The following is a 24,578-nucleotide window of genomic DNA, read 5'->3' on the forward strand; positions in this document are numbered from 1 at the left end:
ATTCGAAGGCCTTTCTTCACAGGCCTTGTTTAAATCGCTTCGACCCTACATCGAAGTCACTCGCTTAAAACTTGTTTGGACGTTAATATTCCTCCCCATTGAACTTCCCCCCCAAAAAAAATAATTTGAGATAAGTATGACTATTGAAAGATTAGAAACCGGCGCGCGTATGAGCCGTATCGTTAAGCATAACGGCACCATCTATTTGTGTGGTCAGGTCTGTAAAGATGCCGAGCAAGGTATCACCGAGCAGACTCAAACTATGCTGGATAAAGTGGACGCCCTACTGGAGCAAGCCGGTAGCGACAGAGAGCACATATTGTCGGCGACCATCTATGTCAAAGATATGTCTTACTTTGCCGAGATGAACGCGGTATGGGATGCCTGGGTACCCGAAGGCCATGCGCCTGCGCGTGCCTGCGTTGCGGCAAAGATGGCAAGAGAAGCCTTGCTGGTTGAGATCTCTGTGGTGGCGGCCGAGAAGGTTTAAAAAAAGTTCCTGAGTGTTAGGCTTGAGGAGCTAGGAAGGAAAGCTAAGTCCTATCGCTTCGCGGATGACCCCGACTGTTCGGCGGGTTATATTCGTCGGAAGAGTAAAAGCTTGTTTTATCTGGCATCGTGCCAAATATCCAGCTCGTAGGCATCCCTATAGTGAGCCTACGAGCGCTAATAGCGTAGCGCCCCTCTTTGCTACAACTGCCTAGAATCTAAATCCTAAGGCCTCGTTTCTAGGATCTCATCCCTCGCACCTGTTATACTGCCTCCTCGATTTTTTGGAGGCAAGAATGGACGTATCTTCTTTACTAGACGGCCTGAATGACGAGCAGCGTGAAGCTGTAGGGGCACCACAATCCAGCATGTTGGTATTGGCGGGCGCCGGCAGTGGCAAGACTCGGGTGCTAACCCACAGAATTGCCTGGCTTATGCAGGTTGAACAGCAGAGTCCATATTCTATTTTAGCGGTGACTTTTACCAATAAAGCGGCCGCCGAAATGCGTGAACGTGTGGAAAAAGTCAGCGGCAGCAACATGGGGCGCATGTGGATCGGTACCTTCCACGGCTTGGCTCATCGCCTGCTACGTACCCACTATAAAGATGCTAACTTGCCTCAAACCTTTCAGATCATCGACTCTGATGATCAGCTAAGGTTAATCAAACGCATCCTTAAAAGCCTGCACTTAGACGAGAAGCAGTATCCGCCTCGTCAAGCTCAGGGCTATATCAATGGTAAGAAAGATCAAGGGTTACGTCCTAAGCATATTGATGCAGGCGGTTTTCCTATCGAGCAAAATTTGCTGCAGATCTATCAGGTCTATCAAGAGTCGTGTGACCGAGCCGGTTTAGTCGATTTTGCCGAGATCTTACTGCGTGCCCATGAGCTCTGGCTCAATAAGCCCCATGTGTTACAGCACTATCAAGACAGATTTAAGAACATTCTCGTCGACGAGTTCCAGGATACCAACGCCATTCAGTATGCCTGGATCCGTGTGCTTGCGGGTGATAGTGCCAATGTGATGATCGTCGGTGATGACGATCAGTCCATCTATGGCTGGCGTGGGGCTCAGGTTGAGAACTTGCATAAGTTCCTCGTAGACTTCCCTAAGGCTGAGACAATACGTCTGGAGCAAAACTATCGCTCTACTGGCCATATTCTCAAGGCCTCGAATGCACTGATTGAAAATAACCCTGAACGACTGGGTAAGAAGCTCTGGACCGAAGATAAAGATGGTGAGCAGATCTCTCTGTATTGTGCATTCAATGAGATGGATGAGGCGCGCTTTATTGTTGGCAGAATTAACGATTGGCATGATATGGGAGGCGATCTCAGTAGTTGTGCGATCCTCTATCGCTCCAACGCTCAGTCTCGTGTGCTCGAGGAGGCCCTGCTTCATAAAGGCTTAGCGTATCGCATCTATGGTGGTCTGCGTTTCTTCGAGCGTCAGGAGATTAAGGATGCGATGAGCTATCTGAGGCTTATCAATAACAAAGATGATGATGCCGCCTTCGAGCGTGTGGTCAATACTCCGGCACGCGGCATAGGTGGCAGGACGCTCGACATCCTGCGCTCAACGGCGCGTCAGCAGGAGTTAACCCTGTGGCAGACCTGTTTGCGTGCACTCGAAGAGAAGCTATTGAGTGGCCGCGCTGCCAACGCGGTACGTGGCTTTATGGATCTCATCGTTGAGATGCAGCAAGACACAGATGAGATGACACTGCACCGCACCACAGATCATGTGATCAGTGGGTCGGGCCTCAAGGCGATGTATGAAGCGGAGAAGGGTGAGAAGGCGCGCTCGCGTGTCGAAAACCTGGACGAACTAGTGACCGCCGCCCGTACCTTTATCATGCCAGAAGACAGTGAAGATATGGGCGAGCTCAATGCCTTCCTGTCCCATGCTGCGCTTGAGGCGGGCGAAGGGCAGGCCGATGCCTTTACCGATGCGGTTCAGCTGATGACACTGCATTCGGCCAAAGGGCTGGAGTTCCCCGTAGTATTTATGTCCGGGGTCGAGGAGGGATTATTCCCGAGTCAGATGGCGATGGATGAAGGCGACAGACTCGATGAAGAACGACGCCTGTGCTACGTGGGTATGACCCGTGCGATGGAGAAACTCTACATCACCTACGCCGAAACTCGCCGCATTTACGGCCGAGAAAACTTTGCCAGACCCTCACGTTTTATTAATGAGATCCCAACCGAGCATGTTGAGGAGATCCGTCTAAAGACGCAAGTGAAGGCACCACAGAGGGCAAAACCCTCTCCCACTCGAAGTATAGTCGTTAATGATACCGGCTTTAAGGTAGGCCAAGCTGTGATGCACCATAAGTTTGGTGAAGGCAAGGTTACCGGTACCGAAGGCAGTGGCGCCCAGGCACGGGTACAAGTTAACTTTTTCGATGTTGGCAGCAAATGGCTTGTTGTCGCCTATGCGCGGCTCGAGAGTTGTTAGAAACCATTTGAATGCTGGCGCGCGTCAGTCATAATTGCGTGATAATTGACTAAAGGCCAAAGTGGTATTAGGAGAGCCTCGAAATGAGTTTAAGGGATAAATTAGACGTTTACTTGCGTTTGGCCCGAATGGATCGCCCCATCGGCACCTTATTGCTGCTATGGCCGTGTCTGATGGCTTTGCTGCTCGCCGCTGGTGGCATGCCCGATCTGAAAGTGCTGACGATCTTTATTTTCGGTGTCGTAGTGATGCGGGCATGTGGCTGTATAATTAATGATTATGCCGACCGCGATCTCGACGCTCATGTCGATCGTACTAAGTTCAGGCCGCTTGCCAGTGGCGAGGTGACGGGAAGAGAGGCGCTTATTCTCTTCGCTGTGATGGGGCTATTTGCCTTCGGACTGGTCTTGATGCTCAACCCGCTGGTGGTCAAGCTCTCCGTCGTTGGCATCATTTTGACCATTATCTACCCCTTCACCAAACGCTTTACCAATATGCCGCAGATGTTTCTCGGTGTGGTATGGAGCTGGTCTATTCCTATGGCCTATGCCGCACAAACCGGTGAGGTTCCTGCCGAGGCCTGGTGGTTGTTTGCTGCGAACTGGTGTTGGACGGTGGCCTACGACACCATGTATGCCATGGTCGACAGAGAGGACGACCTTAAGGTGGGGATTAAGTCGACGGCTATCTTGTTTGGCAAATATGACAGGCAGATCATCGGCTTATTTCAACTGGCGGCGCTGGCTTGTTTTATCACTGCTGGCTGGGCGGCGGATCGCGGCTTAGTCTATGGACTCGGTATCATCACCTTCGTCGGATTTAGCATGTACCAACAAAAGCTTATTCATGAACGTGAACGCGCCCCATGCTTTAAAGCTTTCCTTAATAATAACTGGGCCGGCTTAACCCTGTTTATCGCCCTCGGCGTCGATTACCTGATTTGATTATCAATGACGTATCAGGAGTAACAGGGCTGGCTTATCGCTGTTTATTCCTGTCTATTGTCTCAGGCGTCGATTACCTTATCTGATTTGTGATTTATCTAACTTGAGAGAGGCCTGATAGACTGGCCTCTCTTTTTCGTCGCTCGCTCACCTCTCCCGCAATACTTTTAGCTGAAGCTACAGCTTTCAATAAGTTAGTCTTATTTTTGTTCGGCTTTTAATCGAAATATACTTGGGTAAACCGAAGAAATCGGATATTGTATTGCAACATAAATACAACATTTCACAGGGAGCCTTTTATGAGGCAGGTCGTGAAGTTCAGATTGATATTCTTGAGTGTGGCTATTCTTTGCTACGCTTTAGGTTTTCAATTTTTACCCGAGACTCTTGAGGTCTCTAATGGAAAACTGCTAACCACTACGTTTGCACTCCTCTATTTTGTTTGTCTTCCTCTGCTCTACTGGTTATGCATCATTAAATTGGGTAAGCAGAAGTTGTGGAAATTACTGCTGATCTTCAGTCTTAGCTGCTTGATGGCAAGACTGAGCTTTCCGGTTGAAATCGCCAGCCATTTCGAATTTATCACCTGGTTAAGGGTCCCGATTATCGCCGTTTTGTTAGGAGTAGAGCTTTTCTTGATGGTGAGTATCATCAAAGCCCTGTGGCATGCGCGTAGCCTGTCGGGTGATCCGAGAATCAATATTCTAAAGCAATTCGGAGAAGAGGATGAGCGTAAGCGCTCACTGGCTTTAGCCTTAGCCATGGAGCCTGCGAGTTGGTTCTATGCCATTCCCAGATTCTCGCGCAACCATCTCCCCTCAACTGCACATATCAACTTGTTATCCGCCTCCCGCTGGCATTGGCTATTGCTCGCTTGCGCAACAGTGCTGCTGGCCGGCGCGAGTTATGTTGTTATTCAACCCTGGAGTGAGATAACGGCGATTATAGTCGCGAGCTTTGTCATGTATGGGTTAGTACTCATTACCGCAAATTATAGAGTTTCAAGACACTTTTCAGTTTATCGATATAACGACCAGCTGATAATCAACAATGGTGTGTGGGGATTTAGTGTCGTTAAATTCGATCAAATCAAAAGGGTTATGGTGAGTCCGCCGCCATGCGAAAATCGCACCGGCGTCATTAATTTTGGACAGGGGGAGAGCAGTAATATCATACTCAAGTTCAAGCATTCTCAGACCTACTTTGGTGGTTTAGGCTGGTTGCCCGAAGAGGTGAAAGCCATTGCCATGGTCGTCGATAAGCCCGAAGCGTTAGCGGATCTTATTTTTGATATCTCCGATGAGAGGGAGCTTGAAGTTCGCAGGGCAGAGTTAACCCCATCGAGGAAAGAGAGCATTTTGCAGGAGGTACTCGAGGGAGATACTGATATGGCGGCAGAGTTAACCTCTTAGTCAAAGGCTGAAGCATAGTTTCTTACTAGGTGTCTCGGCTGCCTCAAATATCTCAAATTCGTGATTAACTTGTGAATTCGCGCCGTGTGCATCGAGTGTCATATTAACAAGCCAAGGAGTGATGATGAAACGCAATTTATTAGGTCTGGCATTATTGATATTTTCAGTCGGTACGGCGGCAAATGATCTGAGTACAACATCGGTTGAAGACAGTCAATCGGTGTTGGGGATGCTATAAGTCGAGAGTTCTTACACTGTCAGTGAAACCGCCGAACGTTTCGAGGCGCTGATCACCAGTGATGCAGCGAAATCCAAAGGAATGATGTTTATCGCGAGAATAAATCACACTGAAAATGCAGCCAATGCGAGCCTATCGCTACGCGATACCGAGATCATCATGTTCGGTAACCCCAAAATAGGTACCCCTCTGATGCAATGCAGTCAGTCGATAGCCATCGACCTGCCGCAAAAAGTTCTCTTCTGGCAAGATGAAACCGGTAAGGTCTGGCTCTCTTATAATTCACCGCAATACCTCAAACAACGCCACAAGGTGACGGGATGTGATGGAGTATTTGACAAGATAAGCAAGGTGTTAGCCAACTTATCGACCCAAGCGACCATGCCTTAGATATGTGAAGTCCCTTTCAATTAAGTTAGTCCACGGTTGATGGGTGCCGGCTTTGGGATGGCTACAAAAAACTCATTGAGTTATCAGGTCACATCGAGTGAATAAATACGAATAAACTACGGGGATTCTAGAATTCCTACTGATTAGATAATCCACGTTGGAAGTTGTCGAGGAGCGGAGATTAAAATTTCGTGGATTCATCATGGATGATGAATCAGGCTCGGGGCCACATGAATGTGGCATCTGAGTCGTTAGATTATTTTGATTGGAGCCTGAGACACGTACTCAATGCATGTAACTTCGCCGGGGCGTCATGGTACTTTGGTTTACAGAGAGTCAAGGAGGATGAGGACGAGCAGTCCTCCTTGCCCTGGTGTGGAATGGAATTCCACGACCTTCTCGGCCGTAAGGCCGCAAAGAATCAGCAAATGAAATTTGATTTACTAAATACTAATCCTAAATTGAACAACCTAAGCTTTCACTAGCTTTGCCAGATCTGCCGGTCGGTAGTAAACCGATTTCAATACCTTACCCTGGCGAACGACTTTACCTGCCATGTCGACATCTTTGGCGCACTTGGCGATGATGAAGTCACCTTTCTGGCTGCCGACGATCTCGACGCCTTGCTTGGCGTAAAACTCGATGGTTTCTGTTAATTCCTGCTCGTTGCGGCACACCTTACTCATGTTGCTCGAGTGAACTTCATCCCAGCAGGTCACGAAATCAATTTCGCGGTTCTTGGCGACATGTAACAGCAGGTCGATGACGTAGCTGATCTCGATGCGATCGTTTACCCCAGTAGCACCAAGATGAACCAGGCGGCCCATAAGGACATAAACAGAGTCGACGATGGCGTCGGCTTGTTCCATGCGGCTATCGGCTTCGGCAAGTTCGGTTAGCTCTTCGATAGCCAATGAAGTGTGCAGGGTGTCAGCCTTGTCATCCAATGTGGTTTCATCTTCGCTTGGCAGGTCGAAGGTTGAACGGAACTGGAGGATATCACGGTAGAGGTGATCGTAAAGTGGCTGAGAGAGTGCAGTGAGTTTCATTGAATATGCCTTGAAGCCTGAGCTTTCGATATCAGTTAATTTGAGTGGCGCAATTTTAATTTACTCGACGGATAAAGGAAAGGGGGGAATTGAATGACAAGCTTTGTTGCCATAGCCATCTCTTATGCTGGTTATTTTCAGTAAGTGAGACTCTATTAATGAGTTGCTCGGCAAAATACTAAACTCTTTTTTTCTACTCTATTCGGTTGTCTTACCCTGATTATCTGCATAACTAACCACTATTTTCTTGTTTGGGTGAATTTTTAGTCTTCTTAGGCATTGCTATGGGGTTGCGCGGCCGACGCGTCGATGTAACGAATATGGACGTGAATGTTAACTTTGTGTAAATATGGCTGGCCCTCGTGGGAGATAAACCACCGGAAGAGTGGGTCTTACGGCAAGACAATTACGCTCCAAAGCGAGATAAAAACAATAATAAGGAAAACGTGATGCCCTCAAAGAATGAGCCTCAGCAATCGCCTTCTGATGAATCGGCTGAATCATCTCAACATAAGCCCGCGAGTCTGCTCGATGCGTTAACTCCCATTATCGCTTTGGTTGCCATGCTAACGACGGCCGTGTATCTGTTTTCATCGGATAGCTCATCGGGGGCTAACCAGATAGCTCTTATCATGGCGGCCTGTATCGCCTTGGTGGTTGGCGCTAAAAATGGCTATAGCTGGAAGGAGATGGAGGCGGGAATAGTACACAGCGTCTCTATGGCGACGGGCGCATTACTGATTTTATTCTCGGTGGGCTCCTTAATCGGTACCTGGATCTTAGCCGGTACGGTACCGACGATGATCTTCTATGGTATGAAGGTGCTTAATCCCGAATACTTTTATGCCGCATCTTGCTTATTGTGCGCCGTGGTGGCGCTCAGTATCGGTAGTTCATGGACCGTGGCGGGCACCTTAGGTATCGCCTTGATAGGCATTGCCGGAGCCATGGGGCTGAGTGTCGAAATTACCGCCGGAGCCATCATCAGTGGCGCCTATTTTGGCGATAAGATGTCGCCCATGTCAGACACCACTAACCTGGCTCCAGCCGTGGTGGGCACGGATCTCTTCAGCCATATCAGGCATATGGTGTGGACGACGACGCCGAGTATTATTATCGCCTTGATAGGCTTCGTTATCTTAGGCTTTAGCACACAGAGCGCTGGAGGCAGTAGCGATCTTGAATCCACCCTGAATATCTTACAATCACAATATCAGCCCGGCGTGCATCTGCTCTTGCCTCTGCTGGTGGTATTAGTGCTGGCCTATAAGAAGGTGCCCGCATTTCCCACGGTGATTTTAGGAACCTTTGCCGGTGCTATCTGTGCAGCCCTTTTCCAGTTTGACAATATTATTGAATTTGTCGGCGATGACAATTTACTGCCTGCAGTTGCGTTAGTGAAGGGGATCTGGATTGCCATGTTCGACGGTTATACGGCGAATACCGGTGATACCGTGCTCGATAGTCTGCTTAGCCGTGGTGGCATGAGCAGCATGGTTAATACCGTGTGGTTAATCCTCTGTGCCATGGCCTTTGGCGGAGTCATGGAGCGCACCGGACTGCTGAAGCGCATTTTACAGAGCATTTTGGGGGTGGTGACATCGAGCAGTAGCTTAATTATCACGACTCTGGCCAGCTGTATCGGGGCCAACTTGATCACCGGTGATCAGTTTATCGCCATCTTACTGCCGGGTCGCATGCTCAAGGTGGAGTATACCAAGCGAGGTTTAGCGCCTGTTAACTTGAGTCGTGCCTTAGAAGACTCGGCGACGATCACCAGTCCTCTGGTTCCCTGGAATACCTGTGGCGCCTATATGGCCAGTACCTTAGGGGTCGCGACGATTGCCTACCTGCCTTACGCCTTCTTTAACCTTGTCTGCCCGTTGATCAGTGCAAGTTATGCTTACTTCAACTTTAAGATAGAGAAGCTTGAAGATGTGTCCGAGGCGGAAGAGGTGATTGCGTAAGAGAAGGTGCCTAGAACCTAGGGATCTAGGTTCTAGGAACTTGTTAAATTATAACCGGCTCACATCAACCTTTAGCGTATCGAGGTGGGCGGTGAGAGCGGGGGTTACGGCTTTATCCACTCGTCCACCTAAGTGCTCACCGAAGAACTGCTCCATGGCAACAATGTAAGCCAATTTATTATCCCGCTTACGGAAGCCATGGCCTTCATCTTTTGCCAGAATGTATTCAACCGGTAGTTTGCGGTTATACATCACCCGCGCGATATTATCCGATTCAATTTGAGTCACTCTGGGATCATTCGCCCCTTGGACTAACATCAGCGGCGCCTTAATGTTATCGACGAAATTAATGGGAGAGCGAGCCTTCATATCTACTCTGTCTGTATCGATCTCAGGATCGCCTACCGCACTGTAAAATTGACCCAGGTAAGGACGGAAGTGAGGAGGGAATGATTCCAGTAGTGTTATAAGACTCGATGGGCCGACATAGGAGATCACCGCCTGATACAGATCGGGGGTGAAGGTCGCGCCGGCAAGGGCTGCATAGCCACCATAAGATGCGCCCATGATCCCTAAACGCTGTTTATCGGCGATACCCTCGTTGATGAGGTAATGCGCTCCATCAGTCAGATCGTCCTGCATGCTGCCAGTGCCCCAGTTTTTGTTGCCTGAATTGAGAAAGCGTTTACCAAAGCCTGTCGAAGCACGAAAGTTGGGTTGCAATACCGCATAGCCGCGGTTTGCCAGTAGCTGAGCAATCGGGTTGAAATAGCCGGTACTTAAGGTCCAGTAGTCTCGAGACCAGGGGCCACCATGGGGCAGTATGATAGTGGGTAAATTTTTGCTCTGACCCTTAGGTAGAGTCAGGTAGGCTTGTATATTCACACCATCGCGAGCCTGGTAGGTGATGGATTGACGTTTTGATAGCAGCTCAGGGCTAATCGATGCTTCTTGCTCAAGCAAAAGGCTCACGAGTCCAGTATTGGCATCAAAGCGATAGTCGCTTCCCATATCGACATCACTGGCGATATGTAGCTGCCACAGACCGGTTTTCTCGTTTCTATCTGTGATGGTTATCTCCACATCTTGAGTGAAGTGGTCGTTAATTTTTTGCCAGTTGCCAGCAAAGGTATCATCCAGCGGGTAAGTGCGTAAACGACCGCCATAATAGGAGACGGCAAGTGGTGCGCCTTCATCGTTAAAGAGCACATCATAAACATCAGATTCATCCTGCGGATCTTGATGTAGAGTGACGATTTTACCTGTGGTCATATTGAGGCGTAACAGTTGTAGCTTGTCTCGTCCTTGGATGTTGGCACGAAGATAGGCCAAGTTGTTATCTTGATCGAAGCTAAGAATATCTATGTCTTCACCAAATTGGGTCTTGATCAGACTCGTCCATTTCCCAGCAATTTTGGCGTAGAGATCGGAAGTATTGTCGGGGTTACTGCTGGTGCCGAGTACCGGAACGCCTAGTGGGTTTGTCTCTATGGAAGAGAAGCCGTAGGTGTTAGAAAAAATATTGGTTATTTTTGCGGAATCGATATTCAGACGAAAGAGATCCATCTGCTGAGGATTATCTTGATTCGACATGACAACCAAAGTGTTGGGCTTATCTTTTGGCTGTTTGAGCAGGTCATATCTGATGTCTGTATTACTGGTGAGCGCAGTGATGTTCGGGACTGGTTTAATCTGGCTCGTATCCAGAGAGAGTTTATAGATCTGGGTATTTTCATTACCACCGGTATCTTTAAGGAAGAAGATCTCATTGTCTTGGTGTGACCAACGGAAGCTGTTAATCGGATCCTTTGAAGTAGTAATAGGCAAAGCTTCATCGAGATCAGTACCAGTGGCCATCAGATAGATGTTTTTCGCGCCTTGATACTCTTTGAAAAACGCTAACCATTTTCCGTCACTGGAGCTCTTGAGTCCGCTGATCCCTTGCTCGTTGAAAAAGGCTTCAACAGGTAGCAGTTGAACTTGCTGACTTTGATCTTGGATAGTGGCTCGATCTGACAAGTTTGTTGGTGAAGGGGTCTGCGAGCAGCCTGTTATAAATAAGCTAGCGGCGAGCGCTGTCGAGAGTACGCTAGGTAAAATCTTATGTGTCTTCATCGTTCATTCCTTTAAATAACAGCTCAGATGCCTATTTGTCTTATCAACAAATTAGTTATCCATGAATTGCTAATTAAACTAATACATAAAATAATTATTGTAAAACGATAATTAAATATTAATTTACAACCAAATGTTTCTGTCTGGTATAATCGGTGCAATTCACGGGTGAGGAAAACAGAAACAATGAATGCCAATATGCAGAAGCTGATGAAGATCAGTGGTTTTTTTAGATTAGTGGTCTTGATTGCGACAGCAATCATGATGCTTTATCTGGGATACAGTTTCTTCGTTAATGGCGATATCCGCTTTGGGGCCAGTCACCTGTTTCATGAACTCTGGCAGGATGAGCGTGCGAGTAGAGGTATACTCTTAGGCCTCCAGTCACCCCTGTTTATCATACTATTGGTTGGGGTTTATTGGTTACAGAAGCTGCTTAGCCATTATCAACAGGGGCAATTTTTCGGCCATGAGGCGATGCGCTGTTATCTGTGGTTGGTATGGTTAAAGGTATTCGACTTCGGAACAGATATCATCCAGCATCTGGGGACGGGCTACTACCATAAACAATTCTTTGAACACACCAGCATACAATTGACAATAGATTTTGGTGATATTACCACAATTTTATTAATGCTTTTAATTGTTTACTTGCTAAAAGCGGCGAGAGAGCTCGAAGCCGAAAACAGAGAGTTTATCTAGGTCGTGGAAATTTAAATCATGGAAATTATCGTAAATTTAGATGTCATGATGGCGGTTCGTAAGGTCAGTTCGAAAGAGTTGGCCAAGGCGATAGGGATCACAGAGGCTAATCTGTCCTTGCTTAAACGCGGCAAGGTAAAAGGGGTGCGCTTCGAAACCTTAGCGAGTATCTGCGACTATTTAGCGTGTCAGCCCGGAGATATTCTGGAGTATCGAAAAGCCGAAGAGTGAACTGTAGATTCAGGAGCTATATCTGTAAAAAAATCCGTCCGGTAAAAAATAGGGGAAACAAGCCGGACGGAAGCAATGAAAACCTTGTAAGACGTTTTATATTAGTTAGTTATCTCTATCTCGACATCTCTCTTGAGTTAGCGCTTGGCGTATTTGGCGATCAGTTTTTCCAGGTAGGGTTGCACCTCTTCATCCCCCCAATCTAAATATCCCCGCAGAAAACCGATAAGATTCCCTGAACCATCGAACACATAGGTCGCGGGGACAACATCTGCCGGCATGACCTGATCGATATCCTTATTGGGATCTAACCAGGTCTTATAGTGGGCCAGTCCATGACGGGCCAGGAAAGGTTTAACTTTTTCACTCTCTTCATCGATGGAGATCGGCAGTACGACCAGATCTTTGTCGATATTGGTCTGACGAATATTTTCCATCTGCGGGATCTCTTTGATGCAGGGGGCGCACCAGGTTGCCCACAGGTTAACCATGACCAGCTTGCCTTTATATTGTTTGAGGTTTATCTCACCACCTTCGGTATCGGTAAAGGTGACATCGGGTACCTCTCTGGCCGATTGCATCTCAATAAAACGAGACATGATCATCGGCTTATTGATGGCCTCTCCTGTGTTGTAGACTTTATTGGACTTAGCATCAGCAGGGATGAATACAGAGGAGAAGGCCAATAGGCAGGTTAATATAAGTGTCTTATTCATAGGAGTTACCATTAGTTCTTTGATGTTTATGTTGCTCACGGATAAGCATCGCGGCGACGGCGATAATTATCAGCAACAGAAAGAGTGGACCAAACCAGAGCATGGCGGTTGCCGCAGAAAAACTGGGTTGATACTTAATCTTCTCGCCATAGCGTTGAACCAGGAATTCGATAATGGCCTCTTTAGACTCGCCTTGCTCTAACATAAGGAAAATTTGAGCCTTCAATTCATTCGCTATGGGGGCTTGTGAATCAAACAGATTTTGATTTATCGACATGGGGCAGCGCAGCTCATAGGAAATTTCAAAGCCGATATCCCGGATCTGATCTTGGCTATAGGTGATTCCACCCGTCATAGGGTTCGCGGCCATAGCGCTCGGGTTTAGGCTTAGTAAGATCATTAAAATGAGAGTGCGCATCATGCTAGCCCCTCTATTCTTGTGGCAATGGGATTGCTGTTCGAAGCGGCCGCTTTTTGTACCCGCAGGCGATATAAGCCGGTAAGTGCCGCTATGGTTCCTCCCAGCATCATCAAGAGTCCGCCTAACCAGATCCAGCAGGCAAGCGGCTTGTAGCTAATGCGGATGAGATATTCAGTATCACTGAGCTGTAGACCACTGGAAACATAAAGATCCCTGAAGATATTACGCATAATGCCAGCCTTGGAGACCTCCATGGCATTGGTCTTGAAAGTTTGGCGTTGAGGGGTGATGTAGCCGATAAAATTGTCATTAGTATCGGTCACGCGAATATTTGCCTGAATAGCGGTATAGCTCTTCTCATCCACGTTGACCGTATCTTCATACACGAAGGTATAGCCGGCAACGACCTTACCTTGCGCCGGTCCCATTCTCAGCAACTCCTGCTGTTCGAAATTTGAAACCGATGTTGCGCCTATTATGCTAATGGCAACCCCAAGGTGAGCGATGATCATCGCAGATTTTCTAGCTAAGCCTTCTATCCCCTGGTGACGTAAACGAAACAGTAGATAGGCTAAGCACAGGAGCAACCATGTGGCCGATGTTGCACCAAGAAAGAGCCAGACATTAAAACCTGAGCCTGTCAGCATACTCAGGGTTTCGGCGATGGCGAGGGCAATGATGAAGAGTACGATCAAGGGTCTCAGCGCCGAGAACTTCTCTCTTTTCCATGAGATTAAAGGTGCGGCTCCCATCAATAACACTGCCATGAAAGTGAGGGGGATGAAGATGCTGTTAAAGTAGGGCGCTCCAACGGACAGAGTGCCAATATCGAGCAGTTCAAACAGCAGTGGATAGAAGGTGCCCAATAACACGGATATAGCCGCGACCACTAAGACAATATTACCCAGTAATATCACGCTATCTCTCGATACCAGTGTGAAATTCAGCTCAGATTTAATCTGATTAGCCTTTAGGGCGAAGAGGGTTAAGGCGCCACAGACAAATACGCCGAGCAGGAACAGAATCGACATCCCTCTGGTGGGATCGGATGCGAAGGCGTGCACCGACTGCACGATACCCGAACGGACGAGGAAAGTGCCTAACAGGCTTAACGAGAAGGCCAACAGACACAAGAGTAGGGTGGTCACCTTAAAGCTGTCACGCCTGTGACTCAAAACCACCGAGTGTAGTAACGCGGTTGCGACCAGCCATGGAATGAAAGAGGCATTTTCAACCGGATCCCAAAACCACCATCCTCCCCACCCCAGCTCGTTATACGCCCACCATGAACCGAAGGCATTGCCGCCCGTCAGAAATACCCATGCCAGCAGTACCCAGGGGCGCAGATAACTTGCGTGAGTCCGGGTCAGCTTACCGCCGAGCAGAGCCGCAATTGCGGCGGCAAAGGTAACCGTGAGGCCGACATAGCCAAGAAACAGTAGCGGTGGATGAAAGATTAACCCTATGTCTTGCAGTATGGGGTTAAGGTCTCGTCCCTCTATGGGGAAATTTGGCAGTAACCTGGCAAAGGGGTTCGAAGTAAACAGCATAAACAGGTTAAAGCCGGCTATCACCGAGGCTAATATTGCGATCAACCTACCTATAAATAAGCGGTCTCGATATTTGGATGAGAAGACGATGATGCAACCCCAAATGGCAATGGCGACAACCCAAAACAGCATAGAGCCTTCGTGGCTGCCCCAGACCGCAGCGACCTTATAGAGTAGGGCCAGTTGTGTGCTGGAATGGTTGGCGACATAGGCAACGGAGAAGTCATCGGTAATAAATGAGATAAGCAGGCAGAGAATAGAAGCCGTAATGGTAAGTGTCATTAATCCGGTTAATGTTTTTACATAGCTAAAAAGGTAATGGTTTTTAGTGTATAGGGCAACGAGTGGAATAATGGCAAGTAACAGAGATGATACTGTGCTGATAATTAGAAGTATAAGTCCGAGTTCTGGGATCATCTTAATTAACTCTCTATTCCCGATAGACTTTGTGTATAGAATCTATCCTGTTGGTCAAATGTTGGATATTTATTTTCTGAAGTTACGTTTTCTTTTAATTAATCTTGATTCTAAATGCTATCAGTTAATATACAGCTGAACCATTAAAGGCCAACTTAGATATAAAACTATCAAGTTAAATCTGCGGTAAGGGTAGGTGATATTAGTCATAGATTTTGTGACCCCGTTAGCCTTTATTGAACTCAATAGCGAGTCTCATATGTTTTCACATGTCAGTGGGCTTTTTTTAGATCCTTTTAGATCTAAATGCTAGTCGTGATAGCTGAAAAACAGCACTGCGACTAGTGCTTAACTTATTGTATTTAGTTGCTTTTCACGAATTTTTTACTGTCTGTGTTTTGCCGTGTCTCATTTCTTGCTGTCACTCGTATTTTTTGTCAAACAAATATGGAAAATAGCCTCAACTCAATTGTTTTAGTTGTTCGGCTAAACAAGTGAGCTGCTTAGTTGAATGATTATAAAACGATGATAACTAGGAGAGATGATGAAAAACTGGAAACTAAAAACAGCCGCGGGTTTGCTGTTTTGTTTCACCGCAGTAGCGAATGTAAATGCTGCTGGCGGTAAATATAATAGCGTTCCTGAAATGGGCGAGTCAGCAAAGGCTGCAATTGCTAATTATCAAGGGACAGAAGAAACTAAAGGTGTTAAATCACTTCACGATTATGTTGTTCAAGAAAGTGAGTTATTTGATTTCTTATTCCAAAATCACCCGATGTTTAAATATCACGAAGAGGGTAACCTCATCGGTGAATATCACATTAGTGATCGTGGTGAAGAATATTTTGATACAGGTAACTCACCTAAATATAGTGAGCGAGTAGGGCGTCCAAGTGCGGTTCAGTATCGATTAGGTGCGAAATCGACACTCGATTTTCCAAACAATTTCGTTGGTCCTGAGAAGTGTGGTGAGTGTCATGCGGTTCAGTTCGAGAAGTGGAAACGCTCTCGCCACGCTAACGTGGTTCGTTTCCCAAGTGAAATTACCGACAAAGAAGTACCAAATGGTGATCTAACTGCTCGTCTTTACGGTAGTGAAGCGGCAATGCTACCTGATGGCATCCAGCCTGATGATGTCTATGCAATCATCGGTACTCCACGTACTAAGTACGGTCTACTCGATAGCTATCTTGTTCGTGGTACTTACCATATCCGTGACGGTCTGCTTTCTGAAGGTACAGGAAAGATGGTTGCCGGTGCTAACCAGTTCTCTCGTGGTTGGGCCGAGTGGTTAACTCCTGAGATGGCAAAGAAGATCAACAAGGTTATCCCTGAGTTTCCAACAACGATTGAAGGTTTTGGTGCTTCTGGTTCTCACCAGTGGGGCATGAGCTCTTATGGTGCTAAGTACGAAAAAGAGATGCTATTTCAGCCTGCGAGTTCGTACTGTGAAATGTGTCATACCTTCAAGTTTGACTTCCAAAACAAGGAGGAGTACTTCGCTGCCCTTGGTGATAGCAAGAAGTTACAAGAGCATACGATCTCTAAAGGTATCGCTTGTGAAGAGTGCCATGGCGCAGGTGGTCACCTGGACGGTGGTACTGGCGGTATGCAGTCTAACTGTGAGCGTTGTCACCAGCGTTTCAACTTTGTTGATGAGTTAGCTGACACAGAGAAAGGCCAAGAGAAGATGGAATACGCCTTTGGCGTGAAGATGAAGTCTGCTTGTCCATCTTGTGGTACTGAAGGTTCACAGATGTTTGCTTCTGCTCATTATGAGAAAGGCATGCGTTGTACGACTTGTCACGATCCACATGAAGTCACTGATGGTGATTTCCTATCAGGTTTCACTAAGCCTAAGCTGAAGAAAGATTGTGTTGATTGTCACGAAGCGCAAGCGACCATTGCAGACAACACAGATACTCATAGCAACCAAACTTGTCAGAGCTGTCACATGCCTGCCATGGGTAGCTGTGAAAACTTCACTGCGGTTCAGTTCCCGGATATGGCTGGTTTCGACGCTGTTCGTAAATCGCATATGTGGAAAATCGATATTCATCCGGAGCGCAAGACACTAAATCCACCAGAAGGTAAGCCACGAGATTCAGCTGTTAAAGGTTGGACTGTAGCTAAGAACGAAGAAGATCGTAACTACCTGGATCTTATGTGGTCATGTGCTCGTACCTCTGTATCTGATCATGACAACGTTGAGAACAAGGGTTGTCACAGCCCATTCCAGTCAGAGCTGGAAACCGGCATGCACTACAACGATCAGATGGAGATCTACGGTGAAGTGATGAAGTGGCAGACACCAGTTAAAGAGGTGTATGCACAGGTTGAACAGGCACTCGTTCGTATCGACCAGCTTCTTGAGGTGACTAAGTTACCAACTGAAGAGAAGACTCAGGTTCTGATGTTAGCTGAGAAGGCACAAGAGGCAGTAGATCTAATTAAGAAAGATGGTTCTTGGGGAGTACACGGTTTCCGTTACAGCCAGAAGCGTCTTGATGCTGCACTTACCTATGTTACACAGGCTCAGAAGATATTAGATGGCAATGGCTATTCAGCTAAAGCTAACTAATAACTGAGTTGTTACCTAGCTTCGACCATTGTAACCAGCAAGTCGATGGTCGAAGCAAATAAGAGAATCATTATGAATAAAGTACTTGGAATAATTATTTTAACTTTCTTTTTAGCTGCACTATCTCCAAATAGTTTTGCAGGGGGAGGTTCTGATATGGCTCCGGCTAAATATCATGAATTTCAACTTAACCATATCACCATGGTGGAAGCAGAAACGTTAGTAGGAAAGGAAGGTGTTTACTTTTTTGATGTCAATACATTGGAACTGTGGGCAGAGGGATATATTCCAGGTGCTATCTACTTCAATGTTAGAGATTGGAAAAAGCTATTACCAAAAAATAAAGATGCTGTGATGGTTTTTTATTGTGCGAATCGTCTCTGTAATGCAAGTGAAATAGCGGCAAGAGCAGTCATGAAACTTGGCTATACCGGTGTGAGACAGATGCCAGATGGTATTTACGGGTGGAGGTTGTCAAATCGACAAACAGAAAGGCCATAAAGTAAATGTTATTTCATCAAGCCAGATTAGACCTTAATTATCAAAGAGGAAATTATGAAAACGTTTAAGAAAAGTATCATTGCAATATCTTGTTTACCACTATTTTTATCTGTGCAGTGCATGGCCGAGCCGGAGTTGTTAGCCGATAGCAATAAAGAGTCATATAGCATTGGAGCATCTTTTGGTAACTATATTTCCAGCCAGTTATATAGCCAGTCGCAATTGGGAGCCGAGGTCGATGTTGATATCGTCGTTGAGGGGCTTCTCGATGCATTGAAAGGTCAGTCAAAACTATCTAATGAAGACATTGTCTCCTACCTCAATATCCGAGCTGAGCAGTTAAATACGGCTAAGGAAGAGAAGGATAAAGATCTTGCACTTAAAAACTTAGTTGCAGGTGAGAAATTTTTGGCCAAAAACAAAAAAAGTGCCGATGTTAGAACGACCGAGTCGGGCCTGCAGTATGAAGTCATAAGTCAGGGCAGTGGTGCAATACCACAAGCGAATGATGTCGTGACAGTTCATTACAAAGGCTACCTTATTGATGGCACTGAGTTCGACAACTCATACACACGTGATGAAGCGAACCGGTTTTCACTGGTAACTGTGATTGAAGGTTGGCAAGAGGGGCTACAGCTGATGAAGGAGGGGGCTAAGTATAAGTTCAACATCCCTTCCGAGCTTGCCTATGGGGAGCGCCAGGTTGGCATGATATCTCCTAACTCAGCGTTAGTTTTTGAAGTCGAGCTCGTCAAGGTTGAAGCGCCTGGTGAAAACGCTCATGGCATGGGCCTCAGCGGTATGGGGATGGGTGGCATGATGGGTGCTAATCCACATAAATAAGCACGACTATCGCAGTGAAAGAGAATAGCCATTATGAATATATTACTAATTAGTATTGTTGCTCTTTGTGTATTGTTGCTAATGACTTTTTTTGGTCATCATACTTTATATAGAATTAAACATACGTCATTTTTTAGTGATTGTAATGAGTTTGACTCAAATCGTACTAAATATAGTCGTTCAAGCTTTTCATTTGTACTGTTATTAAACGTAACCGTTATTACCAGTGTTGTTACTGTCTACTCATATTTAGGCCGTTACAATGAAATTGATTTAGCAAGAGCAGATGTAAATGTCGATTATTTACTCGCTGCGGAAATAAACAGAGCAAGAAAACAGGCCAATGAGCAGCCGAACGATAAATCTGTGCTCATGGGCTTGGCCAGGGTATCAATGGATGGAGGATTATATCTCGAAGCTATTGAGGCTTTAGATGAACTGTTGATCTATATGGGTGATGATGCCGAAATTATCGGTTTAAAAGCGACAGCACTATATTATAAGAACCATCGTTCTATGACTAGTGAAGTTAAGTTGCTGACTCAAAGTGCGCTAGCTTTATATCCGCATGACTTCAACACTAGAGTGTTGTTAGCTAATGACGCCTATATCAATCACGAATATCAAGTAGCCATAAGCCACTGGCAAGTATTATTAAAGAATACTAAGCAGCCATTTAACCGCAATGCAATTGAGTTTGCGATTAATAATGCGCAGAAAAATCTAATGGTTAGAAAATAATTCAAAATATTAAAAATTGAGTTCGCCTGATGGCGAATATCGGAGGATGCTGTGAGTGAAAATTTAGAGAGACGGAGGTTCCTTAAGTGTTTAGGGGCTAGCTCTTTGATTATTGCACCACTAGGGTGTAGCTCTGTCAAAGAGGAGGGGGAGAGTAATCAGCCCCACTACACTATGGTGTTCGACCAAAATAAGTGTACTGGATGCGGTGAGTGTAAGCTTGCCTGTACCACTGCAAATAATCTACCCGAAGGTAAGTCACGACTCCTGCTTGAGCAGCAGTCCGGTGGTGTTGTGGGCGAGAAGTGCCCTCATTGCGGAAAACTTGAATGTGATTGTGAACGTAAATACGTTCGAGTTTCTTGTCAGCAGTGTAAAAACGCACCTTGTGTCACTGTATGTCCAACAGGTGCTGCGCATCGTGACGAGAAAACAGGCATCGTCACTATGGATGCCAGTAAGTGTGCAGGTTGTAAATACTGTATCGGTGCTTGTCCATACGATGCTCGTTTTATCAATAAAGAGACAGATGTTGCTGATAACTGCGATTTTTGTTTGAACTCAAAACTGTCTAAAGGTGAACTTCCTGCATGTGTTCAAGCTTGTCGGTACGATGCATTAATTTTTGGTGATCTCAATGATCCAAACTCCTATGTAAGTAAGTTGCTCAGAGTGAAAGATGCAGTTCGAATGAAGCCGGGCTTCGGAACTGAACCTAGTTTGCGCTACATACCCATAGTTAAGTTAGGAGTGTAATAATGGACGGTAGTATTGAATTTACCATGGGGCTATCTCAAGGGATCGCCTGGCCTTGGCCGATTGCTGTTTACCTGTTTTTTGCCGGGATCTCTGGTGGTGCACTCTCTGTTGCACTATTTATCCGATTCTATAAGCAGCAAACTGAGAATACAGCATTTCTAAAAGCGGCATCCTTAATGTCGCTGGTAACGATATCACTCGGGATGTTATGTCTGGTATTGGATTTGACTAACCCGCTGTTTTTCTGGCGAATACTTGTCTTCTATAACCTAAACTCTGTCATGTCTATTGGTGTGATTGCGTTATCGGCTTATATACCCTTAGTTGCCCTGGTGACGCTGTTTGCACTCGAAGATGAGATCAGGAAGTTTCCAGCGTTGTGCTTCCTGTTGCCTGTCATCGCTAAGTTGCGTGGAATACGTGCCCCGTCAGAGAAAGTGGTACTGCTGCTAGCCTTGTCAGTGTGTGCCTATACCGGCTTCTTGATCTCGGCTCTGATCCGCTTCCCGATTATCAACACCTCGGTATTGCCGGCACTGTTCGTTGCATCGGGACTATCTGCCGGTGCTGCGGCGGCAAAAATGTTGGCTGTTGGCCTGTTTAAAGAGGATCTACACAGCAGTGATATGAAGGTTTTACATGGTATTGAGTGGCCAATTATGGCAGCCGAAATCCTATTTATCTTTATGCTTGCTATGTCTCTGTTTACAGGTAATGCCGGTATGCAGAGTGCCTTTACGGCTTTCCATAGTGGTACTTGGGCGAGTGTCTTCTGGATTGGCATTGTCGGAATCGGCTTTGTCGGCCCACTGCTCTTGAACTTTGCTACAAGTAAAGCATTTAGCCATTCGGCTAAGGCACTTTATATGTCTGGTATGTGTGCAGTTGTCGGCATGATGTGTCTGCGTCTGTTTATCATTTACGCCGGTCAAAACCATGGCATCTAGTTTGTTAAGGGTTTGAGCCAAGTGCGTAGCCATTTTTAGTGAGTAGTCCTTTTCCTCTATGTGTGTCTTCTGCATAGTCATATAGGGAATAGGGCGAAAGCAAAGCTATGGTGTTTTGCTGGTCAATTTTAATTGGAAATAATAGTGAATTTGTCATCGGTGTGCATCCCCCTAAGCGTATGCATCGATGTGGTTAACTCTGTTTGCATTAGCCATTATTGATTGAATTAAACTAGCTGTGAGTAAGCCGGCTCCTGTTGAATCGCCCCTGCAAGGTTACAACTGGAGCTTGGCCTGAAAGCATCATTGGAGAAAATATGAAAAAGATGATCTGTTTATTATTCCTGCTTCCTCTGCTTCCTCTGCTTCAGGCTTGTACTCAAGGCGCTACGGATGTACCACAAGCTAAAGCTGAGGCAATTGAAAAGCATGAACGATGTCACCTGTGCGGGATGATGATCACTAAATATCCGGGCCCAAAGGGGCAGGTTCATCTGAAAGGACAATCGGTTGTGCCTAAGTTCTGCTCTACCCGAGATATGTTTAATTTCTCACTGCAGGCCGAAAACAAACGCCAAATTTCTGCGCTATTTGTCCATGATATGGGGGCGACGGATTGGGAGCTGCCTGGTGATGATGCCTTTATCGATGCCAAAACGGCCTGGTATGTATACGGTACCAGTAAAAAAGCGGTCATGGGACCTGCCGTCGCCAGCTTTAAGCGTCAGTCTCAGGCGGTGAAATTTGCCCGGGAGTTTGGCGGTGCCGTTCTGCCGTTCGAGCAGGTCGATCTTGCCCTGCTATCCGGCGAATAACAGTTAATAATTCGATGATGACTTTTGTGAAAAACGCCCTCCTTCGTCAAATGCTCAGACATAGGTGTCACTGTCACGGCTTCAAACTCATGTTTGCGCTTGTGACTTTATGCCTGTTTATGCTGTCAGCTCTCCTCTTCTCTTCGGTGAGCTTCGCGGCGACCTATAGCGTTAGCGACTCTGAGGGGCTTAAGGCACAGCTGGCTCAGTCCCGCCTGGGAGACTCAATTTTACTGCGTGCCGGAATATATTCCGGGCAGTTTGAGATCCACCATGGGATCACATTAACGGGCGAGAAGGGTGCTGTCATCGATGCTCAGGGCCTGGGCAGCGCCATTACCATATTTGTTTCCGATGTGACGATTTCTAATCTTGAGATCCAGAACTGGGGTGGGGATCTTTACGAACGAAACTCCGGTATCTTGATTCAGGATCTCGTTCATCGAACCAAGATTGAATCGAATCGCTTAACTGGTCGCGGTTTCGGTGTTTGTGCCGAAAATTCGGCGAATATTACGGTCTCTGACAATATTATTTCCGGCGACCCCGAGCGTCATAAACTAGACAGAGGCGATGGTATCTATCTAAAGAGGGTTGAGTCGCCGGTGATAGAAGGCAATAAAATCTTCCATGTCAGAGATGGGGTTTATATCGAGGCTGGCAAACATAGCCTGATATTTGATAATCAATTTTCCGAGCAGCAATACGGTATTCATTATATGTATTCCAAGCGTGATGAGGCCTATGGCAATGAGGCGGTAGATGTCGATGGCGGCTACGCCCTGATGAGTTCGGAAGAGATCAATCTATATCACAATCGTGTCAGCCGGGCTAAAGAGTTCGGGGTGCTACTCAACATGACTCACAACTCGGTAGTTTCCTCAAATCGGGTATCGGATGCACATAACCCTCAAGGAAAAGTAGAGCTTGGCAATGAAGGTAAAGGGATCTTTGTTTATGGTGCCTTAGATAATGAAATCAAGAATAACCTCTTTGCGACCAGTGATATAGGTATCTATATGGCAATGGGAGGTGAGGGCAATCTCGTCTATGGCAATCAATTTGTGAATAACAGAACCCAAGTTAAATATGTGGGTGAGCAACTATTGGAGTGGAGCCGTGACAGCAGAGGTAACTACTGGAGTGGTTATATGGGCTGGGACAGTAACAGGGATGGCATAGCCGATAACCCCTATCGACCCAATGATGGCTTAGATAAACTTTTTTGGCTCTATCCTGAGGCTCGTTTCTTAATGAATAGCCCAGTGGTGGCTCTGCTTCGATGGGTGCAGAGCCAATTTGAATTCGGTGAACCTAATGGCATTGTAGATAGCTTTCCTCTGATCTCTGCCGATATGGAGTAATGTGTTTTATGTTGAGTGAAGTTCCGATAAAACTGACCGATATTGTCCTCAAATATGATGATTTCACAGCTCTGGACGGTGTCAGTTTTGAGGTGGAAGCAGGGCAGACTATGGCCCTGCTTGGTCATAATGGTGCAGGGAAATCCAGTATAATCAAAGTTATACTCGGGTTAATCGCTCCCAGTTCAGGTTCTGTAAAAATTATGGGAAAGAGCGCCCAATCATCCCATCTCCAGCATAAAGTCAATCTTGGCTATCTGCCGGAAGATGTGAGTTTTTACAATAAGCTAACCGGTAGGGAGGTGCTGAATTACTTTGCAGCCCTTAAGCGGGTTCGTCCAACGCGTGTCGCCGATCTTATCGATGAGTTTGGGCTTGGTTATGCTCAGGACAGACAGCTTAAGACCTACTCGAAAGGGATGAAGCAGCGCTTAGGTGTGGCACAGGCCATATTATCAGAGCCTGGAATTCTACTGCTCGATGAGCCCACTGTCGGGCTCGATCCTCAAGCTTCTCAATTTCTCTATGGAAAGATTAATCAGTTGAAAAACAAAGGGTGCGCTGTGGTAGTGAGTACTCACGAATTGTCCCTTGTCGAGTCTCATATGGATAGCGCCTTGATAATGTCGAAGGGGAGACGACTCGCACAGGGAACGAGTGCTGAGTTGAGTGCCGAAAGTTCGTTAAAGGCCAAGATCGATTTTGGCGAACTGGCTTCATGGGTGGAGCGTGACCACTACTTGAGGCGGTTTTTTATCGACGGCCGATTACAGGTCGAATCGGATCAAAAGCAACACATGATTAAGTACTTAGTATCACAATGTCAGATCTTCGACTTCACCATAGATGAACCAAAGCTGGAAGATATTTACCATGACTTGATGGTGCATCCCCTTTTGGGCCTGCCTGCGCAGTAATAAAGAG

22 protein-coding genes and 1 pseudogene are annotated in these 24,578 nt (G+C 46.4%); 18 read left to right on the forward strand and 5 right to left on the reverse strand.

Translation table 11 applies throughout. The annotated features are described in order from the left end of the window. Positions 1-136 precede the first annotated feature (136 nt). The 6 genes and pseudogenes from EKG38_RS00255 to EKG38_RS00280 all read left to right on the forward strand — a co-directional run bounded on the left by EKG38_RS00255 (position 137) and on the right by EKG38_RS00280 (position 6,420). Positions 137-490 carry a RidA family protein gene (locus EKG38_RS00255; RefSeq protein ID WP_126517600.1) on the forward strand — a complete coding sequence of 118 codons (354 nt, stop codon included), beginning with the start codon at positions 137-139 and terminating at the stop codon, positions 488-490. A 295-nt stretch (positions 491-785) separates the two neighbouring features. Beyond that, a complete protein-coding gene (gene uvrD / locus EKG38_RS00260; RefSeq protein WP_126517602.1) occupies positions 786-2,951 on the forward strand; it encodes a DNA helicase II in 2,166 nt (721 codons plus the stop codon). A gap of 83 nt (positions 2,952-3,034) precedes the next feature. Continuing rightward, the gene (gene ubiA, locus EKG38_RS00265) at positions 3,035-3,895 is read left to right on the forward strand and encodes a 4-hydroxybenzoate octaprenyltransferase (RefSeq protein ID WP_126517603.1); all 861 of its coding nucleotides are present in this window, start codon (positions 3,035-3,037) and stop codon (positions 3,893-3,895) included. A gap of 299 nt (positions 3,896-4,194) precedes the next feature. Further along, entirely contained in the window at positions 4,195-5,307 is a 1,113-nt protein-coding gene (locus tag EKG38_RS00270) for a hypothetical protein (RefSeq protein ID WP_126517605.1), read from the forward strand. 253 nt (positions 5,308-5,560) lie between these two features. Continuing rightward, positions 5,561-5,935: pseudogene (locus EKG38_RS25145) on the forward strand (DUF302 domain-containing protein); the annotation flags it as partial. A 191-nt stretch (positions 5,936-6,126) separates the two neighbouring features. Further along, on the forward strand, positions 6,127-6,420 hold the full coding sequence (locus EKG38_RS00280; protein WP_185826738.1) for a hypothetical protein: 294 nt from the start codon (positions 6,127-6,129) through the stop codon (positions 6,418-6,420). Here the strand turns inward: EKG38_RS00280 and EKG38_RS00285 are convergent. Next, positions 6,406-6,984, reverse strand: a complete 579-nt coding sequence (locus EKG38_RS00285; RefSeq protein WP_126517609.1) for a nucleoside triphosphate pyrophosphohydrolase family protein — start codon at positions 6,982-6,984, stop codon at positions 6,406-6,408. The genes EKG38_RS00280 and EKG38_RS00285 overlap by 15 nt on opposite strands. A 449-nt stretch (positions 6,985-7,433) precedes the next feature. Here EKG38_RS00285 and nhaC point away from each other — a divergent pair, with 449 nt between their 5' ends. Next, on the forward strand, positions 7,434-8,951 hold the full coding sequence (gene nhaC, locus EKG38_RS00290) for a Na+/H+ antiporter NhaC (RefSeq protein ID WP_126517611.1): 1,518 nt from the start codon (positions 7,434-7,436) through the stop codon (positions 8,949-8,951). Positions 8,952-8,999: 48 nt separating this feature from the next. Here the strand turns inward: nhaC and EKG38_RS00295 are convergent, their stop codons facing one another. Beyond that, entirely contained in the window at positions 9,000-11,066 is a 2,067-nt protein-coding gene (locus tag EKG38_RS00295) for a S9 family peptidase (protein WP_126517613.1), read from the reverse strand. A gap of 186 nt (positions 11,067-11,252) precedes the next feature. On the opposite strand from EKG38_RS00295, the gene EKG38_RS00300 reads away from it, so the two are divergent. Continuing rightward, positions 11,253-11,768 (forward strand): DUF2975 domain-containing protein, encoded by a 516-nt coding sequence (locus EKG38_RS00300; protein ID WP_126517615.1) that lies wholly within the window; start codon positions 11,253-11,255, stop codon positions 11,766-11,768. A gap of 18 nt (positions 11,769-11,786) precedes the next feature. Continuing rightward, positions 11,787-11,999 (forward strand): helix-turn-helix domain-containing protein, encoded by a 213-nt coding sequence (locus tag EKG38_RS00305; RefSeq protein WP_126517617.1) that lies wholly within the window; start codon positions 11,787-11,789, stop codon positions 11,997-11,999. A gap of 137 nt (positions 12,000-12,136) precedes the next feature. Here the strand turns inward: EKG38_RS00305 and EKG38_RS00310 are convergent, their stop codons facing one another. Genes EKG38_RS00310 through EKG38_RS00320 form a run of 3 tightly spaced genes read right to left on the reverse strand, consistent with a single transcriptional unit; the run spans position 12,137 to position 15,103 of the window. After that, positions 12,137-12,715: a TlpA family protein disulfide reductase gene (locus tag EKG38_RS00310; RefSeq protein ID WP_126517619.1), complete on the reverse strand. Its 579-nt coding sequence runs from the start codon at positions 12,713-12,715 to the stop codon at positions 12,137-12,139. Continuing rightward, complete coding sequence (locus EKG38_RS00315; protein WP_126517621.1) at positions 12,708-13,136, reverse strand: cytochrome c-type biogenesis protein; 429 nt, start codon at positions 13,134-13,136, stop codon at positions 12,708-12,710. Before EKG38_RS00315 ends, EKG38_RS00310 begins: the two co-directional genes overlap by 8 nt. Further along, positions 13,133-15,103: a heme lyase CcmF/NrfE family subunit gene (locus EKG38_RS00320; RefSeq protein WP_126517623.1), complete on the reverse strand. Its 1,971-nt coding sequence runs from the start codon at positions 15,101-15,103 to the stop codon at positions 13,133-13,135. The genes EKG38_RS00315 and EKG38_RS00320 overlap by 4 nt, the downstream gene beginning before the upstream one ends. A 544-nt stretch (positions 15,104-15,647) precedes the next feature. On the opposite strand from EKG38_RS00320, the gene EKG38_RS00325 reads away from it, so the two are divergent. From EKG38_RS00325 to EKG38_RS00365, 9 genes are all read left to right on the forward strand, one after another. Beyond that, the gene (locus EKG38_RS00325; protein ID WP_126518704.1) at positions 15,648-17,684 is read left to right on the forward strand and encodes a cytochrome c3 family protein; all 2,037 of its coding nucleotides are present in this window, start codon (positions 15,648-15,650) and stop codon (positions 17,682-17,684) included. Between the two features lie 72 nt (positions 17,685-17,756). Beyond that, positions 17,757-18,185, forward strand: a complete 429-nt coding sequence (locus EKG38_RS00330; RefSeq protein ID WP_126517625.1) for a rhodanese-like domain-containing protein — start codon at positions 17,757-17,759, stop codon at positions 18,183-18,185. A gap of 54 nt (positions 18,186-18,239) precedes the next feature. Beyond that, a complete protein-coding gene (locus EKG38_RS00335; RefSeq protein WP_126517627.1) occupies positions 18,240-19,028 on the forward strand; it encodes an FKBP-type peptidyl-prolyl cis-trans isomerase in 789 nt (262 codons plus the stop codon). A 33-nt stretch (positions 19,029-19,061) separates the two neighbouring features. After that, positions 19,062-19,769, forward strand: a complete 708-nt coding sequence (locus tag EKG38_RS00340; RefSeq protein ID WP_126517629.1) for a tetratricopeptide repeat protein — start codon at positions 19,062-19,064, stop codon at positions 19,767-19,769. Positions 19,770-19,820: 51 nt separating this feature from the next. Further along, a complete protein-coding gene (locus tag EKG38_RS00345; RefSeq protein WP_126517631.1) occupies positions 19,821-20,525 on the forward strand; it encodes a 4Fe-4S dicluster domain-containing protein in 705 nt (234 codons plus the stop codon). Positions 20,526-20,527: 2 nt separating this feature from the next. Continuing rightward, positions 20,528-21,475: an NrfD/PsrC family molybdoenzyme membrane anchor subunit gene (gene nrfD, locus EKG38_RS00350; RefSeq protein ID WP_126517633.1), complete on the forward strand. Its 948-nt coding sequence runs from the start codon at positions 20,528-20,530 to the stop codon at positions 21,473-21,475. Between the two features lie 317 nt (positions 21,476-21,792). Next, positions 21,793-22,290: a nitrous oxide reductase accessory protein NosL gene (locus EKG38_RS00355; protein WP_126517634.1), complete on the forward strand. Its 498-nt coding sequence runs from the start codon at positions 21,793-21,795 to the stop codon at positions 22,288-22,290. A gap of 17 nt (positions 22,291-22,307) precedes the next feature. Next, a complete protein-coding gene (gene nosD / locus EKG38_RS00360; protein WP_246033066.1) occupies positions 22,308-23,654 on the forward strand; it encodes a nitrous oxide reductase family maturation protein NosD in 1,347 nt (448 codons plus the stop codon). Between the two features lie 8 nt (positions 23,655-23,662). Then, entirely contained in the window at positions 23,663-24,571 is a 909-nt protein-coding gene (locus EKG38_RS00365) for an ABC transporter ATP-binding protein (protein WP_126517636.1), read from the forward strand. Positions 24,572-24,578 lie beyond the last annotated feature (7 nt).

The organism is Shewanella canadensis (assembly GCF_003966225.1).
GTDB classification, from domain to species: domain Bacteria; phylum Pseudomonadota; class Gammaproteobacteria; order Enterobacterales; family Shewanellaceae; genus Shewanella; species Shewanella canadensis.